The sequence below is a fragment of the Mycobacterium simulans genome, from assembly GCF_900232995.1.
Classification (GTDB): domain Bacteria; phylum Actinomycetota; class Actinomycetes; order Mycobacteriales; family Mycobacteriaceae; genus Mycobacterium; species Mycobacterium simulans.
This window is the reverse complement of sequence record NZ_OCVX01000003.1, coordinates 2,954,222-2,970,317: the sequence shown is the minus strand read 5'-3', so window position 1 is coordinate 2,970,317 and position 16,096 is coordinate 2,954,222. Positions and strand designations below refer to the sequence as shown.

The window sequence follows — 16,096 nt, the reverse complement described above, 5'->3', positions numbered from 1 at the left end:
AGTCAGACAAGTACGGTTTGCTTATGGCCGTACACCTGACCCGTATCTATACCCGTACCGGCGACGACGGAACCACCGGCTTGAGCGATTTCTCGCGGGTCTCGAAGAACGACTCTCGTCTGGTGGCGTATGCGGATTGCGACGAGGCAAACGCCGCGATCGGCGCGGCAATCGCGCTTGGCAGCCCCGACCAGCGAATCACACAGGTGTTGCGGCAGATCCAGAATGACCTTTTCGACGCCGGTGCGGATTTGTCGACGCCGCTGGTCGAGAATCCTGAGCATCCTCCGCTACGTATCACGCAGCCTTACATTGACCGAGTGGAGGGCTGGTGCGACACATACAACGATTCCCTATCGGCGCTGAATTCCTTTGTGCTGCCGGGTGGTTCGCCGTTGTCGGCGCTACTGCATGTTGCCCGCACCGTGGTACGCCGCGCGGAGAGGTCGGCCTGGGCCGCGGTCGAAGCTTACCCGGGCGGTGTCAGTGCGCTGCCGGCGAAGTATCTGAACCGCCTATCGGATCTGCTGTTCATTCTGTCGCGAGTGGCTAACCCCCAAGGCGACGTGTTGTGGCGCCCGGGCGGTGGCGCGCCAAGCGCGGGTTAGACGAAAGGTCAAGTATTGCAATGAAACACAATCGCTCGATTCCTCCGGCGACTGTTATCCCGGTGCTCGTCTATCCCGACGTGCGAGCAGCGGTGGCTTGGCTTAGTGCGGCTTTTGGTTTCGCCGAACGAGTTCGGGTCGGCGAAAGTCACCGAGCGCAAATGAGTATCGGCACAGACGGCGCGATGATCGTCGCGGATGTCCGCGGTGCGCAGCAACCACCCGCGGCCAACACCGTGACACACGTCATCAAGGTTCGGGTCGATGACGTGAACGCCCAATTCGAGCGCGCCCGGGCCGCGGGGGCCATCGTGCTCGAGCCGCCCGTCGACCGCGAGTACGGTGAGCGCGAATGTACCGTGCAAGACCTGGCTGGCCACCAGTGGCAATTCAGCGAAACACTGCGCGACGTCAGCCCCGAAGAGTACGGATGCCAGACCATCACTCCATGGCACAATCGTTCGGGCACTTAACTTTTGAGATTCAGCAGGTCAAAAGCTGCGGCGACGGGCCCGCGGTGATGGACGCGATTCCAGCCACGACAAGAATGCGGTCAATGCCCCTTGATCCAGTGCCAGTTCATATCCCGACCTGCGATCTTGTGTCGTGTCGCGCAATTCGAGCACCACGATCTCGTCGGTCATGATGTCGAACTCGTCGCCTCGTGGCGCCCGCCGGGCCACGATTTCCACACCCCGCCTGCTGAGCCGACGATCCGGCCACAAACGCAGACTCGACAGACGGTAGAACGCCGCCTCGCCGCCGCGGTAGCGGATCACTCCGTGGCGCCAGCCGTGTCCGCCGACAGCCGGAATGTCCCTCATGATTCCCGCTGTTCCGCCCTGGCGCAGTTTCCACAACCGGTAACTCAGTGCCAAGACGGCCGCGCCCAGCAGAACTATGAGCACGGCCATGCCGATCATGGGCGCGCTCATTGGGCTGTTAGTCGATCACGCCGATGGCGCGCAATCTGGCGCGACCCCTGGCGGCGATCTTCGGATCGTCGGACTCGGAATCCTGCTTGGCGGCGCTCTCGTCGATGTCCTTCTCGAATTCGGCAGATTCGGCGAGAATGCTGACGCCCTCTTCGGTCACCGACAAGAAACCACCATCTACCGCGATCCGCAGGTCCTCTTTGCCTTCCCGCTCGACTCGCACCATGGCGTCGTCGACCAGTTGCGCTACCACAGGGATGTGGTGCGGCAGGATGCCGATCTCGCCGACGGTGGTGCGGGTGAAAAGAAAGGTGCCCTCGCCCGACCAGATCTTCCGGTCGACAGCAACGATTTCAACTTTCAATTCCGCCATTACACACCGCCTTTCGACTCAGCCCGGACCCTAGGTCTGATGAGTGGCGACCCGCTGCGCCCCGGCTTCGCCGCGTTTGCGATCGCCACTAGAGCTTGGCCCCGAGGCTCTCGGCTTTCTTAGCGAGGTCATCGAGGCCACCGATCAGGAAGAAGGCCTGTTCGGGTACGTGGTCGAAGTCGCCCTTCGCCAGCTTGTCGAATGCCTCGATGGTCTCCTTCACCGGGACCGTCGAACCCGGCTGGCCGGTGAACTGCTCGGCCGCCATCATGTTCTGCGAGAGGAACCGCTCAATGCGCCGAGCCCGCCCGACCAACTGTTTGTCCTCTTCTGACAGCTCGTCGATACCGAGGATGGCGATGATGTCCTGGAGGTCCTTGTAGCGCTGCAGGATTCGGATGACTTCCTGCGCAACACGATAGTGCTCCTCGCCGACCACACCGGGGTCCAGGATCGTCGAGCTCGACGCCAACGGGTCCACGGCGGGGAAGATGCCCTTGGAGAACACCGAACGCGATAGCTCCGTGGTGGCATCCAGGTGCGCGAATGTCGTTGCCGGCGCGGGGTCGGTGTAGTCGTCGGCCGGCACGTAGACGGCCTGCATCGATGTGATCGACCTGCCTCGCGTCGACGTGATTCGCTCCTGCAGCTCACCCATCTCGTCGGCCAGCGTGGGCTGGTAACCCACCGCGGACGGCATGCGACCCAGTAGCGTCGACACTTCGGATCCGGCCTGGGTGAACCGGAAGATGTTGTCGATGAACAGCAGCACGTCCTGGCCCGCTTCGTCACGGAACCATTCGGCCATCGTCAGCGCCGACAGCGCCACCCGCATACGGGTGCCGGGCGGCTCATCCATCTGACCGAAAACCAAGGCGGTGTCCTTGAGCACGTTGGCTTCTTGAAGCTCGACCCAGAGGTCGTTGCCCTCACGGGTGCGCTCCCCCACGCCGGCGAACACCGAAGTGCCGCCGAAGTTCCGGGCGATGCGGTTGATCATCTCCTGGATCAGTACCGTCTTGCCCACACCGGCACCACCGAACAGTGCGATCTTGCCGCCACGCACATACGGAGTAAGCAGGTCGACGACCTTCAGGCCGGTCTCGAGCATCTCGGTCCGAGGTTCCAGATCTTCGAACGCCGGTGGCTTGCGGTGAATGGACCAGTGCTCGAACTGTTCTCCGTAGCCCGGCTCGTCCAGGCAGTCACCCAGCGCGTTGAAGACATGTCCTTTGACGCCCTCACCGACCGGTACCGAAATCGATCTGCCGGTGTCGGTGACCTCGACGCCGCGCACCAGTCCATCGGTGGGCTGCAGGGAGATGGTGCGCACCAAGTTGTCGCCGAGGTGCTGCGCTACCTCCAACGTGAGGGTTTTGGCGAGCGACTCGAAATTGATCTTGGCGTGCAACGCGTTGAACAGCTCCGGGACGGAACCACGCGGAAACTCGACGTCGACGACGGGCCCGGTCACCCGTACCACGCGGCCGCTGGTTTCGGTGCTTGTCGACTTTTCAGTGGTTTCAGTAACAGCTGTCATACTTTCTTCGCTTCCTCGTGGGGCTAACCTAGCTTGGCCTAGCGGGCATCGGCGAGCGCATTTGCGCCACCAACGATTTCGCTAATCTCCTGGGTGATCTGTGCCTGCCGCTCGCGGTTTGCCATCAGCGTCAGGGCCTTGATCAGGTCGTCTGCGTTGTCGGTGGCCGACTTCATCGCCCGCTGTCGCGACGCCAGCTCCGATGCAGCGGATTCCAGCAACGCCGCGTACACACGAGTGGTCAGGTACCGCGGCAGCAGCGACTCGAACAGCGTCGTCGCATCAGGCTCGAACGAATACAGGGTGCGCGGTCCGCGGTCCTCCTCCACGTACTCCACCACCATGGGGGCAATCCTGTGCGCCTCCGCCGACTGCGACAACATCGACTTGAATTCGGTGTAGACGATGTGCAGTTCGTCGACGCCCCGGTCGTTGTCGGACCCCTGTTCTTCGCCGTTGCCGGCGCCGAGCATGAACGCATCGACGAGGGTCGAGGCGATCTCCGCGGCGTTCTCGTACTTTGGTTGCTCGGAGAAACCGGTCCACGACTCGGTGATGTCCCAGTTGCGAAACGTGTAGTAATTCAGCGCTTTACGGCCCACCACGTACAGAACCGGCGTCTTACCCTCGTCCCGCAGCAGCGAGAACAGCTCCTCGGAGCGACGGAAGATGCTGGCGTTATACGCACCACACAAACCACGATCTGACGACACCACAAGAACGCCGGCGCGTTTCGGTTCGCGACGCTCGACGAGCAGTGGATGATCTAGGGCAGCCTCGGCCGCCAATGTGGTCAGCATCCGGGTGATCTCGAAGGCGTAGGGCCGCGCGGATTCGAGCCGAGCCTGCGCCCTAGCGATGCGCGAGGTCGCGATCAGCTCTTGGGCCTTGGTGATCTTCTTGATCGACCCGGCCGATCGAATCCGTCCGCGTAGTTCGCGAAGTGTGGCAGCCATGGTTAGCTACTTCTTCTTCTTCGGCGCCGGCTTTTTGACCTTCACCGCTTCCTTGGCCAACTTCTCCTCATCCAGGGCCTCGACATGTTCGTCGGGCACCACCGAGGCGCCACCGGTAGCCGCGAAGCCCTTTTTGAAGTTCTTGATGACTTCCGTGAGCGCGTCGGCGTTTTCGTCGGTGAGCTTCTGGCTCTCGCGGATCTCTTGGAGGATCTTTTCTTCGGATGCCCGCATATGGTCCAGCAGTTCGGTTTCGAACCGTCTGACGTCCTCGACGGGCACCGAGTCCAGGTGACCGCCGGTACCAAGGAAGATCGAAACCACTTGTTCCTCAACCGGCATCGGCTGGTATTGCGGCTGCTTCAGCAGCTCGACCAGTCGTGCGCCGCGCTCCAACTGCGCCTTCGATGTGGCATCCAGGTCAGAAGCGAAAGCGGCGAACGCTTCCAGCTCGCGGTACTGCGACAGGTCTAAGCGCAGACTTCCTGCCACCTCTTTCATTGCCTTGATCTGCGCGGCGCCGCCAACCCGGGATACCGACACACCGACGTTGATGGCGGGGCGGACGCCCTGGTTGAACAGGTCGGTCTCCAAGAAGCACTGCCCGTCGGTGATCGAGATGACGTTGGTTGGGATGTACGCCGAGATGTCGTTGGCCTTGGTCTCGATGATCGGCAGACCCGTCAGCGAGCCGCCGCCGAGTTCGTCGGACAGTTTGGCGCAGCGCTCCAGCAGCCGGGAGTGCAGGTAGAACACGTCGCCCGGATACGCCTCGCGACCGGGCGGACGGCGCAGCAGCAGCGAGATCGCGCGGTACGCCTCGGCCTGCTTGGTCAAGTCGTCGAAGACGATCAGCACATGCTTGCCGTCGTACATCCAGTGCTGCGCGATCGCCGAACCGGTATACGGTGCAAGCCATTTGAAGCCGGCGGAGTCCGAAGCCGGCGCCGCGACGATGGTGGTGTAGTCCATGGCGCCGCCCTCTTCCAGAGCGCGCCGGACCGCGGCGATAGTGGTGCCCTTCTGCCCGATGGCCACGTAGACGCAACGCACCTGCTGCTGCGGATCGCCGGTTTCCCAGTTCTGCCGCTGGTTGAGGATGGTGTCGACGCAGACGGCGGTCTTGCCGGTCTTGCGGTCGCCAATGATCAGCTGGCGCTGCCCGCGGCCAATGGGGGTCATCGCGTCGATTGCCTTGATGCCGGTCTGCAGCGGCTCCTTCACACCTTGCCGCTGCACCACCGACGGTGCCTGAAGCTCCAGCGCACGCCGGGTATCGGACTCGATATCCCCGCGCCCGTCGATCGGCTGGCCGAGCGGGTTGATCACCCGACCCAAGAACCCGTCGCCCACCGGAACCGACAGAACTTCCCCGGTGCGCTTGACCTGTTGGCCCTCTTCGATGTTCTCGAAGTCACCCAGGATCACCGCGCCGACGCTGTGCTCATCCAGGTTGAGAGCGACACCGAGAACTCCGCCAGGGAACTCGAGCAACTCCTGGGTCATCACCGACGGCAAACCTTCAACGTGCGCGATACCGTCGCCGGCGTCGACCACGGTACCGACCTCCTCGCGGGAAGTGTCGGAGGTGAAAGAACTTACGTACTCTTCGATGGCGCTCTGAATGTCATCAGCGGAGATTGTCAAGTCGGCCATGGCTTTTCGTCTTCCTACTTCGGTTTTCGTTTTTAGTCGGGCAATTGCGCTTTGGCAGCGGCCAAACGAGACGAGAGCGTTCCGTCGATTACCTCGTCACCAACAGCGATCAAGAGCCCACCCAGCAATCCGGCGTCGATCTGCAGCTGCACCGTCACCGGATGACCATAAATGCGGCTAAGCACTTGGGTCAGGCGCGTGCGCTGGGCATCGCCGAGCTCGGCCGCGGCACTGACCTGCGCGACGATTTCACCGCGGCGCGCCACCGCCACCTCGGCCAAGAACAGCACGGCCGCTTCGGCCGGCTGGCCTCTCAATAGCTCGACGGTCTGCGACAACAGCGCAGCGGCAACCGGGTTCACGTCGCCGCTCGAGCTCTCAAGTACCTTGCGCAGCAACCCGATACGACCTTCGACCGGGCTCGTGTGATCGCCCAACAGGACGGCAAGTCGCGGTTGCGCATCGAGAATGCGGGAGAACCGGAACAACTGGTCTTCGACCTCGTCGACCTTGCCGTCGCGTTCGGCGACTTCCAGCAGGGCTTGGCGAGACACGTGCTCTATCGCGTCTACGAGATCGGTGTTAGCCGACCAGCGCTCCGAGACGGCCGCACGTAGCACGTCGAGGGTGGCGGCGCCGACTTTGCCCGACACCAGCCGCTCGATCAACCTGACTCTGGGTGCCGAGTCTTCGGCGGGCACGGTGAGATACCGGGTGACGACGATTTCGCGGTCGAGCATCTTGGCGACCGACACCAGCTCGCCGGCAAGTGTGGAGAGGCCATCTGTGTCAAGGCCCCTGGCTATCGTGCCGAAGCGATCCACCAGGCCGCCCAGCGCTCGCCGACTCGCCGAACGCATCTTGGCCAACAACGGATATTCGACGTCGGCCGCCTCCGGCGCCATTGCCTCGAGCTCGTCGAGGAAACGATCGACGGTGGCCGACTGCTGCGCCTCATCGGCAACGTAGTCGCGGACCAATTCCCCTGCCAGGCGCACGGATTCGTGGCCGAGCTCCAGCCGAAGCTGACGGGCCAGCTGTGTCCGCAGCAGCTCGACCTGACTGACGCCCTGCACCTTGATGCGTTCCGCCTCGGCTTCGGCTTGGGCCTGCAGCTGCTCCGTGATGCGTTCGGCGTCTGTCTTGGCCTCTTCGACGACGCGCTGCGCCTCCGCCTTGGCGGCCTCCACGGCCTTGCTATGGGCCGTAGTCGACTGGGCCAGCCGATCGGCAGCGGCAGCCGCATCTTGCAACTGCTGACGCACCATTTCTTGCCGGGCGCTCATCAAACGGCGGACCGGCGGCACAACATAGCGCCATATCAGGAGCACGATGGCCGCGAAACCGACCAACTGTCCGATAAATGTCGACATAGCGAGCTACCTCGTCGCAGCCGGGGTGGTGACCTCGACACCGAGGATTCGAGTGGCCAAAGTCGCCGACATAGTCCCAACGTTGGCGCGCAAGTCCAATTCCACGGCGTCCTTCTCCCGCTTCAGTTGCTCGTTTGCCTGTTGCAACGTCGATGCCACTTCCTGCTCGGCACGGGCGCGCGCGTCTTCAACGACCTTACGACCCTCTGAGCGGGCAGTATCGCGGTAGGACGACGCCTGGATTCGGGCTTCCTTCATGGCTTCTTCGTAATCGGCCTCGGCAGCGGCGAACTGCTCGGCCGACTTCTTGTTGTCGGCGTGCGTCTTGGCGACCATGGCGTCGCGTTCCCGCAGCACCTTCAGGATCGGCGGCACGACGAAAGTCCCGATGACGCCTAGCACCACCAAGAAGATGGCCAGCACGAAGAAAAAGGTGCCGTTGGGAATGAGGAAGTTGCTGTTCTTGCCACCTTCCTCTGCTGCCTGACTCGAGGCCAGGACAATAGAGTTCAGGTCACCCATCACAGCGAATTACTTGACGGGAGTTGCAAAGACGAACAACGCCATAAAGGCCAGGTTGATGAAGTACGCCGCCTCAACCAGACCGACGGTGATGAAGAACGGCGTGAACAGCCGTCCCTGCGCCTCGGGTTGCCGGGCAACACCGGAGATCAGCGCGTTACCGGCGACACCGTCACCGATACCGGCACCGATGGCGCCACCGGCCATGATCAGTCCACCGCCGATGAGCGCGCCGGCAGCGATTGTGGGGTCCATTCCTAATCCTCCTTGATAACCAGTGGTGTCTAGTGGTGGTCTTCTTCCAGCTCCATCGCCTGGCTGAAGTACAAGATCGTCAGCAGCGCGAAAATAAACGCCTGTATGGCGCCGACGAACAAGTCGAACGATTTCCAGATCGCATTCGGCAACCACAAGACATACGGCGGAAATAGCGCGATCAACGCGACCAGGATGCCACCGGCGAAGATGTTGCCGAAAAGTCGGAGCGACAACGAGATCGGCTTGGCAAGCTCTTCGACGACGTTGATCGGCGCGAGGATTGCCACGTGCCCCTTGAGCAGCTTGATCGGGTGTCCGACGATGCCACGACGCCAAATCCCGGCCGCGTGGTAACAGACGAAGACGAAAAGGGCTAGCGCCAGTACGTAATTGATGTCCGCGGCCGCCGACGAGAGCACCTCGGTGGTCTTGCCGCCTTCTTCGGTGTACTGCAGCGGGAGGACCGACAGCCAGTTGGAGATCAGGATGAACACGAAGATGGTCACCGCGAGCGGCAGCACGAACGGGGCGATTCGCATCCCAATGGCGGCCTCGACCTGGCTGCGCATCTGAATGGTGATCGCTTCGAAGAACAGTTGCACGCCGCCCGGCACGTCGGTCGAGGTGACCTTGGCGCGCAGGTAGAACGCCAGCGCGATCACGATCAGCGCCGCGATTGCGGTCGACAGAATGGTGTCGGTGTTGACCGTCATGCCAAGCCAGGTGGCCGTATGGTGCTCACCGACCTCGATCTGGGCGGCCAGGATCGACTCAGTCATCGCTGGTGCTCCTCACTTCCGTCCCTTCCGATCCCGCGGGCTCCCCGGTGCGCAGCTTCTTCCAGACCGGCAGCGCGGTAGATAGCACCAGCACCACCTGGAAGAGTGCCAATCCGAACACCACGCCCAGTCCAGCGGGCCGGAAAACGTACGCGATGATCAACCCGATGATGGTGATGATTGCCAGCCGCGACGCCGAGTTCAGTGCCATCGACCTTTTCAGCGGATGGTCTTTCGCGGTGATCGACTCAACCGATCGCCTCACCAACAGTGCGTTGAGCAAACCCAGCAGCAACCCGATACCAAAGAACACCCCAACCAGTAGGTGCCCGGCTAAACCCGCGATGAGCATCGCCACCGCGGTCAGGACAACGCTGATAACCAAGAGCCGCACGGGACGGAAAGCAACAGCGGGAAACACCAACGGCGCGTCCTGCGCTGGTGTCGTCACTGCAGCACCTCAATCCCAGGTTGGTGGAGCGGAAACCGCCCGATCAACTGATCGGTGGCCCGCCGAGCGTATCGCAAGGGTCGCGCTGGAATCACCCAAGGGGTAGCTCCCTGTGTCGGTCGTTAATCGGCGCGCGCGGATACGGATCCGACGGGCCGGGGGGCCGGCAACCCGCGAGGTTTTTTTCGGGGTTCTAGCTGCACCGTACCACAGGACAGACGCAACTACTACTCGTTGTCGTAGGCTCTGCCCGGGCTAGTCGAGGTCCGGGTCGTAGTAGTCATCTCGGCGGCGCAGCAACGGGATCACCGTCGCGACGCCCGCCACAAAAATCGCGCCCAACATGACCGCCGCCGTATGGCGTGGGTTGAAGAAGATCGTGCTCGCAGCGCCGAACGCAACGATGCTCACCCACAAGTAGATGATCAGCACCACGCGGCGATGCGAATGACCGATCTGCAGCAGCCGGTGATGCAGGTGCATCTTGTCGGGGCTGAACGCGCTGCGGCCCGCGCGGGTGCGGCGCACGATCGCGAGCAGCAAGTCGAGCATTGGTACCAACATGACCGCCACTACCAGCAGGAACGGCGACAGCAGAGCAAACACATCCCGGGCGCCGTAGGCGTTCTGCGAGATTGGCCCGGCCGCCGTCGTGGAAGCAGCGGCGAGCATCAACCCGATCAGCATCGAACCGGAATCGCCCATGAAGATCCTGGCGCGGTGGAAGTTGTGCGGCAGAAAGCCCAGACATGCGCCGGCAAGTACCACCGAAATCACCGCGGGCGGGTAGTACAACACGTCGCCGCCGTGGTCACGTAGTAGACCGACCGAGAACATGCAGATCGCCAGGGCCGTGATGAGGCCCAGCCCGGCGGCCAGTCCGTCGAGACCATCGACGAAGTTCATCGCGTTGACGATCGACACGGTCAGCGCCAGGGTCAGCAGGATCGACGAGGCTTGGTCTAACACGATCGTGCCGACCCCGCCGAACGGTATATACAGCACACTCCACGCGACACCCATGGTCACCAGCACGCTTGCCGCCGTGATCTGTCCGGCGAACTTCGTCAGGGCGTCCAAGCCCCAACGGTCGTCGATCAGACCGATGCCCATGATCACCGCACCCGCCACTAACACCGCGGGCATGCCGGTGGAGTAGACGAACCCGCGGGTCAGAGCCGGAAGCTGGGAGGCGAGAAAGACCGCGGAAACGACACCGAGAAACATCGCCAGTCCACCCATCCGGGGGGTTGGCTTCACATGCACGTCTCGTTCGCGCGGATAGGCGACGGCTCCCAGGCGGGTAGCCAACACCCGCACCGGCCCGGTCGCGAAATAGGTGATGATCGCCGCCGTCAGCCCGACAAGCGCGAGCTCGCGCAGCGGAACACCGGCGCTGCGATCAGAAAGGGCGAGCAAGCCGCCGGCAAGGCTGGCCACATCGCTGGACACGTCGCGACGGTACTGCACCAACCTGAGGCCCGGATAACTGCGCTCGCCGCTGGGGCCGAGACGCTACCGAGACGCTACGTGCGAGAAGGTTTCAGTGCCTACTCGGTCAAGGTCGCCGGGTCCAGCCCCAGCACTTCGGCGATCCGCTCCGTGCTGACCGGCCCCGATCGCAGGATGCGGGGGGCGGCTCCGGTCAGGTCGACGATCGTCGACGCGGCCTGCTGTGCGGACGGACCTGCATCGAGATACACGTCGACGAGATCGCCGAGCTGGTGGCGCGCATCGGCGACGTCGACGGCGGCCGGCCGGCCCGAGATGTTGGCGCTGGAAACCGCCATGGGCCCTACTTCACGCAACAACTCGATGGCGACCGGGTGCAACGGCATTCGCAGCATCACGGTGCCATAGGCATTGCCAAGGTCCCACTGCAGAGACGGCGCCTGCACTACGACCAGGCTCAGGGCGCCCGGCCAAAACGCGCGGATCAGCTCGCGTGCCCCGTCGGGCATCGAGTAGACCAGGCCCTCAATCGTGTGCCAGGACCCGACCAGCACACCGACCGGCATATCGCGCCCACGCCCCTTGGCCGACAACAACGCATCAACTGCGGTGCTGTCGAAGGCGTCGGCGCCGATTCCGTAGACGGTATCGGTCGGCATGACGACCAGTCGGCCGGCCTTGAGCGCTCCGACCGCGGCCTCGAGTCCGCGTGACCGCTGATCGGGGTAAGCGCAGTCGAACAGGCTACTCAACGGCGCCGCCCCCCGTCCTGCGGGCAGTCACGAACCTTGGCCGTCCCGCGAGATCCGTGCGGGGCATCACGTCGTCGAAAGCGCCTGTGCTGCTGATCAATTCGACGGTCAATTCCGACGTCGCGTCGTCGTGCTCGACCGCGAACAGGCCACTGGAACGCAGCCAACGCGCGGCGAGGCGGCCAATCGCCGAAATCACCACCATACCGTCCGGCCCGCCGAACACCGCATCGGGTGGATCATGCTGTGCCACTTCAGGTTCCAGAACGGCATCGTCGGGAACGTAGGGCGGATTGGCGACGACGAGGTCGACCTGTCCGTCGAGTTCGGGGAGCAGACCGGGTGTCCCGACGTCGGCTCGCACCAGTTCGATCGTGGTGCCCGCGGCGTTGCGGCGTGCATAACCGAGGGCGGCTTCGGAGTTGTCGATGCCGATGATCCTGGCCGCCGGCCGATGCCGGGCGAGCGCGACCGCCAATGCGCCAGATCCAGTGCACAGGTCGACGATCACGGGTCGCGCCGGAAGCGATTGCGCGGTGGCCCATGCCAGTATCGCCTCGGTCTCCGGGCGCGGGATGAACACGCCAGGGCCGACCTGCAGCAACACCGGCCCGAAGGACACCGTCCCGGTGAGATGCTGCAACGGCACCCGTCGCGAACGCGCGGCGACGGCCTCGTGGTAGCGCCCGAAAAACTCCTCGCTGGGCGGCTCGATCAACGGCAGCCGGCCACGTTCGACACCCGCCAGGTGAGCCGCCAACTGCTCGGCGTCGCACCGTGCCGAGTCGATGCCCGCGTCGGCGAGTAGCTCCGCGGCGGTGTCGATTGCGTGCCGCAGCGAGGTGGAGCGCCCCAGCGAGGTCATGCCTGTTGTAGCCGGGACTGCTTGTCGGCGGCAGCCAGCGCGTCGAACAGCGCATCCAGGTCACCGTCGAGGACTTGATCGAGATTGTGTGACTTGAAGCCGATCCGGTGATCGGTGATCCGGTTTTCCGGAAAGTTGTAGGTGCGAATGCGTTCGCTGCGGTCGACAGTGCGGATCTGGCTGGCCCGATCCGCCGAAGCGTCGGCCAGCGCCTGCTCCTCGGCCAATGCCTGCAGGCGCGCGGCCAACACCTGCAGCGCACGGGCTTTGTTCTGCAGCTGAGAGCGTTCATTTTGGCAGGTGACGACAATCCCGGTGGGCAGGTGCGTGATCCGGACCGCGGAGTCGGTGGTATTAACACCCTGGCCGCCCTTGCCGGAAGATCGGTAGACGTCGATGCGCAAATCCGACTCGTCGATCTGCACCTCGCCGACTTCTTCGGGCTCGGGATAGACCAGCACACCTGCGGCCGAAGTGTGTACGCGGCCTTGGGATTCCGTGACTGGAACTCGCTGCACCCGGTGGACACCGCCCTCGAATTTCATTCGCGACCACACGCCGTCGGACGAATCGCCTTTGCTCGCAATGGCCAGCGTCGCGTCCTTGTAGCCGCCGAGATCCGAAGTCGTCTCGTCCAGCACCGTCACCGTCCAGCCATGCCGCTCAGCGTAGCGGATGTACATCCTGGCCAGATCGGCCGCGAATAACGCCGACTCTTCGCCCCCCTCACCGGATTTGACTTCGAGCACGATGTCGTCGGCGTCATGCGGGTCGCGCGGTGCCAGCATGTCGGTGAGTTGGGTGTCCAGTTCGGTTACCCTGGCCTCCAATTCGGAGACCTCCTCGGCGAACGACTCATCGGACGCGGCCAGCTCGCGTGCGGTCTCGAGGTCTTCGCGCGCGGACACCAGCTTGCGGTGGGTTGCGACGATCGGGGCCAGTCGTGCGAAGCGGCGTCCGACTTTGCGCGCCTCGTCCGGCTTGCTGTGCAGTTCCGGATCTGCCAGAGCAAGCTCGAGTTCGGCGTGTTCGGCGAGCAGGACGTCAATCGCCTGCACCGGCTGCGTCATGCTGACCTTCCTCCTGAAGCGGGCCGACTGCCGCAACGCAACCGACGCCCGGCCTGCGCCGATTCAGCACAGTTCGGGCGTCGGTTAGCCAGCTATTTGTCGGCTGATTCGGCCTTGTCAGCCGCCTTGCGCTTGCCGTAGCGCTTCTCGAAGCGGGCGACCCGGCCGCCGCTGTCCAGGATCTTTTGCTTGCCGGTGTAGAACGGGTGGCACTGCGAACAAACCTCGACCACGATGCGGCCACCGGGCTTGGTGCTTCGCGTCTGGAACGTATTGCCGCATCCGCACACCACGGTGGTTTCCTCGTAGGCGGGATGAATTTCAGTCTTCATGCTGTCCTCTGTGATCGAAGTCGAACATCGATTATGCCAGGTCAACCACTGCCCACCCAAAGCACCGGGCTAGTCGTTATCCATCGACCCCGGCGTCGTCTTGGACACCTGGACCAGGAATTCGTAGTTGTTCTTCGTCTTGCGCAGCTGCGACATCAGCAAGTCGATGGCTTGGTGGGAATCCAACCCCGACAGGACCCGGCGCAGCTTGTGCACGATCGCGAACTCGTCGGGCGAAAGCAGGAGCTCGTCCTTGCGGGTGCCGGATGGGTTGACGTCGACCGCGGGGAATCCCCGCCGCTCGGCGATCTTGCGGTCCAGCTTGAGCTCGGCATTGCCGGTGCCCTTGAACTCCTCGAAGATGACGGTGTCACCGGTGGACCCGGTCTCGACCATCGCGGTGGCGATGATGGTCAGCGACCCGCCTTCCTCGATATTGCGTGCGGCGCCCAGGAAGCGCTTGGGCGGATACAGCGCGGTGGAGTCGACACCACCGGACAGGATGCGGCCCGACGCCGGTGAGGCGTTGTTGTAGGCGCGGCCCAGTCGGGTGATCGAGTCGAGCAGCACGACGACGTCTTTGCCCTGCTCCACGAGCCGCTTGGCCCGCTCAATCGCTAACTCGGCGACCGACGTGTGGTCCGACGGCGGCCGGTCGAACGTCGAGGCGATCACCTCTCCCTTTACCGAGCGCTGCATGTCGGTGACCTCTTCAGGCCGCTCGTCGACCAGCACAACCATCAGGTGGCATTCCGGGTTGTTCCTGGTGATGGCGTTGGCGATGTCCTGCAGAATCGTCGTCTTGCCGGCCTTGGGTGGCGACACGATCAGCGCACGCTGGCCCTTGCCGATCGGCATGATGAGGTCGATGACGCGAGTGGTCAGCCGTTCGGTGGTGGTCTCCAAACGAAGCCGCTGGTTGGGGTACAACGGCGTCAGCTTGCCGAACTCGGGCCGCTTCTTGGCATCTTCGATCGATCCACCGTTGATGCTGTCCAGGCGCACCAGCGGGTTGAATTTCTGCCGCGGATTTCTGTCGCCTGCCTCGCCTTCTCGGGGCACCCGAACCGCGCCCGTCACCGCATCACCGCGGCGCAGGCCGTTCTTGCGCACCATGTTCATCGACACATACACGTCATGCGGACCGGCCAGGTAACCGGAGGTACGCACGAACGCATAGTTGTCCAGGACGTCAAGGATGCCGGCCACCGGCTGGACAACGTCGTCCTCACGCAGTTCGGCTTCGGCGCCGTCGCCCGTCCGTTCACCGCGGCGCCGGCGGTCGCGAAAGCGGCGTCCCCGCCGGCCCTGGCGTCCCTCGCCGTCCTCGTCGGTACGAGTTTGTTGCCCCGAGCCCTGTTGATCACCGCTTTGATCGGTACCCGGCTCCGGGGCGCGGCCGTCGGTCTTGGTGTCCGGTTGGGTCGCTTGGCGGGTGTCAGCGCCCCGGGTGGCGGTGTCCTCGGTCGCGGTAGCGGGCGATCCCGCGTCGCGGGAGCCTGCGCGTCGTTCCCTACGCGGCGCGTCGCCGGAGGAATCGCTCTGGCCCTGTTGGGCCTGGGTTTGGGCGGCTGCTTGAGGAGCCTCTTGGGCAGCCGGGGTCTCGGCTGCGGCCGGCGAGTCGGCGTTGCCCGATTGCTGCCCGGACGGTTGGCCGGACTCTTGAGTCGAGGCACCACCGGCCGATACGCCGTTGGCCTGCCCCCTGATTTCCTGAATCGCGGCAATCAGTTCGCTCTTGCGCATGCCCGAGGTCCCCTTGACGCCGGCTTGGTTAGCCAGCGCCCGCAGCTCGGGCAGCACCATGGTGGTCAGTGAGCCTGCGGGCGCACTGGTTTTGACGTCTGGATTGGTTTTGACGTCTGGAGTCTCTGTGGTCGCGGAATCCGACTGCTTATTGGCGTCGGTGCTTCCGCCAGCCGTGATGAGGTCCGTATCAGTCACGGATTTCCTTTCTCTCCCCCGCTGGTTACGTCAGACGAGGGGTTCGTTGCATTCAGCCAAATCGCCGAGTGCGCCCAACTGTCGACTCTGCAACGGTGATCGCCTGGGGCGGCGAAAACGGCGAACCTCGTCCACGAGAAGAATTGGTGTTGTCCTAGCGGCAAGGCAGTATGGATGCAGATGCAGATGCTGCGATTGCTGGACGGCTCCGAGGATAGCCCGCTTCCTGG

At 63.6% G+C, this 16,096-nt stretch carries 18 protein-coding genes; 2 read left to right on the top strand and 16 right to left on the bottom strand.

The window, feature by feature from the left end; all coding sequences use genetic code 11:
* Window positions 1-23: 23 nt before the first annotated feature.
* A complete protein-coding gene (locus MSIMFI_RS14325; RefSeq protein ID WP_191497689.1) occupies window positions 24-608 on the top strand; it encodes a cob(I)yrinic acid a,c-diamide adenosyltransferase in 585 nt (194 codons plus the stop codon).
* Between the two features lie 20 nt (window positions 609-628).
* Entirely contained in the window at window positions 629-1,081 is a 453-nt protein-coding gene (locus tag MSIMFI_RS14320; protein ID WP_191497688.1) for a VOC family protein, read from the top strand.
* Between the two features lie 18 nt (window positions 1,082-1,099).
* Here the strand turns inward: MSIMFI_RS14320 and MSIMFI_RS14315 are convergent, their stop codons facing one another.
* The 16 genes from MSIMFI_RS14315 to rho form a co-directional block, all read right to left on the bottom strand.
* Window positions 1,100-1,543: a DUF2550 domain-containing protein gene (locus MSIMFI_RS14315; protein ID WP_191497687.1), complete on the bottom strand. Its 444-nt coding sequence runs from the start codon at window positions 1,541-1,543 to the stop codon at window positions 1,100-1,102.
* Between the two features lie 7 nt (window positions 1,544-1,550).
* Window positions 1,551-1,916 (bottom strand): F0F1 ATP synthase subunit epsilon, encoded by a 366-nt coding sequence (locus MSIMFI_RS14310; protein ID WP_186244105.1) that lies wholly within the window; start codon window positions 1,914-1,916, stop codon window positions 1,551-1,553.
* An 88-nt stretch (window positions 1,917-2,004) separates the two neighbouring features.
* Window positions 2,005-3,456 carry a F0F1 ATP synthase subunit beta gene (atpD, locus tag MSIMFI_RS14305; protein ID WP_186244106.1) on the bottom strand — a complete coding sequence of 484 codons (1,452 nt, stop codon included), beginning with the start codon at window positions 3,454-3,456 and terminating at the stop codon, window positions 2,005-2,007.
* A 38-nt stretch (window positions 3,457-3,494) separates the two neighbouring features.
* On the bottom strand, window positions 3,495-4,412 hold the full coding sequence (locus tag MSIMFI_RS14300; RefSeq protein WP_191497686.1) for a F0F1 ATP synthase subunit gamma: 918 nt from the start codon (window positions 4,410-4,412) through the stop codon (window positions 3,495-3,497).
* Window positions 4,413-4,418: 6 nt separating this feature from the next.
* Window positions 4,419-6,068, bottom strand: a complete 1,650-nt coding sequence (gene atpA, locus MSIMFI_RS14295) for a F0F1 ATP synthase subunit alpha (RefSeq protein ID WP_186244108.1) — start codon at window positions 6,066-6,068, stop codon at window positions 4,419-4,421.
* Window positions 6,069-6,100: 32 nt separating this feature from the next.
* Window positions 6,101-7,441 (bottom strand): F0F1 ATP synthase subunit B/delta, encoded by a 1,341-nt coding sequence (locus MSIMFI_RS14290; protein WP_191497685.1) that lies wholly within the window; start codon window positions 7,439-7,441, stop codon window positions 6,101-6,103.
* Between the two features lie 6 nt (window positions 7,442-7,447).
* A complete protein-coding gene (locus tag MSIMFI_RS14285) occupies window positions 7,448-7,963 on the bottom strand; it encodes a F0F1 ATP synthase subunit B (RefSeq protein WP_186244110.1) in 516 nt (171 codons plus the stop codon).
* A 9-nt stretch (window positions 7,964-7,972) separates the two neighbouring features.
* On the bottom strand, window positions 7,973-8,218 hold the full coding sequence (locus MSIMFI_RS14280; protein WP_003406686.1) for a F0F1 ATP synthase subunit C: 246 nt from the start codon (window positions 8,216-8,218) through the stop codon (window positions 7,973-7,975).
* Window positions 8,219-8,247: 29 nt separating this feature from the next.
* The gene (atpB, locus tag MSIMFI_RS14275; RefSeq protein ID WP_186244111.1) at window positions 8,248-9,000 is read right to left on the bottom strand and encodes a F0F1 ATP synthase subunit A; all 753 of its coding nucleotides are present in this window, start codon (window positions 8,998-9,000) and stop codon (window positions 8,248-8,250) included.
* Window positions 8,993-9,451: an ATP synthase subunit I gene (locus MSIMFI_RS14270; RefSeq protein ID WP_186244112.1), complete on the bottom strand. Its 459-nt coding sequence runs from the start codon at window positions 9,449-9,451 to the stop codon at window positions 8,993-8,995. Before MSIMFI_RS14270 ends, atpB begins: the two co-directional genes overlap by 8 nt.
* 255 nt (window positions 9,452-9,706) lie before the next feature.
* On the bottom strand, window positions 9,707-10,921 hold the full coding sequence (gene rfe / locus MSIMFI_RS14265) for a UDP-N-acetylglucosamine--decaprenyl-phosphate N-acetylglucosaminephosphotransferase (RefSeq protein ID WP_186244113.1): 1,215 nt from the start codon (window positions 10,919-10,921) through the stop codon (window positions 9,707-9,709).
* Between the two features lie 80 nt (window positions 10,922-11,001).
* Window positions 11,002-11,655: an L-threonylcarbamoyladenylate synthase gene (locus tag MSIMFI_RS14260; protein ID WP_191497684.1), complete on the bottom strand. Its 654-nt coding sequence runs from the start codon at window positions 11,653-11,655 to the stop codon at window positions 11,002-11,004.
* Entirely contained in the window at window positions 11,648-12,520 is an 873-nt protein-coding gene (prmC, locus tag MSIMFI_RS14255; RefSeq protein WP_191497683.1) for a peptide chain release factor N(5)-glutamine methyltransferase, read from the bottom strand. The genes MSIMFI_RS14260 and prmC overlap by 8 nt, the downstream gene beginning before the upstream one ends.
* Window positions 12,517-13,590: a peptide chain release factor 1 gene (prfA, locus tag MSIMFI_RS14250; RefSeq protein ID WP_191497682.1), complete on the bottom strand. Its 1,074-nt coding sequence runs from the start codon at window positions 13,588-13,590 to the stop codon at window positions 12,517-12,519. The genes prmC and prfA overlap by 4 nt, the downstream gene beginning before the upstream one ends.
* 92 nt (window positions 13,591-13,682) lie before the next feature.
* Window positions 13,683-13,922 carry a 50S ribosomal protein L31 gene (gene rpmE / locus MSIMFI_RS14245; protein WP_191497681.1) on the bottom strand — a complete coding sequence of 80 codons (240 nt, stop codon included), beginning with the start codon at window positions 13,920-13,922 and terminating at the stop codon, window positions 13,683-13,685.
* A 69-nt stretch (window positions 13,923-13,991) separates the two neighbouring features.
* The gene (gene rho / locus MSIMFI_RS14240) at window positions 13,992-15,866 is read right to left on the bottom strand and encodes a transcription termination factor Rho (RefSeq protein ID WP_191497680.1); all 1,875 of its coding nucleotides are present in this window, start codon (window positions 15,864-15,866) and stop codon (window positions 13,992-13,994) included.
* Between the last annotated feature and the right edge of the window lie 230 nt (window positions 15,867-16,096).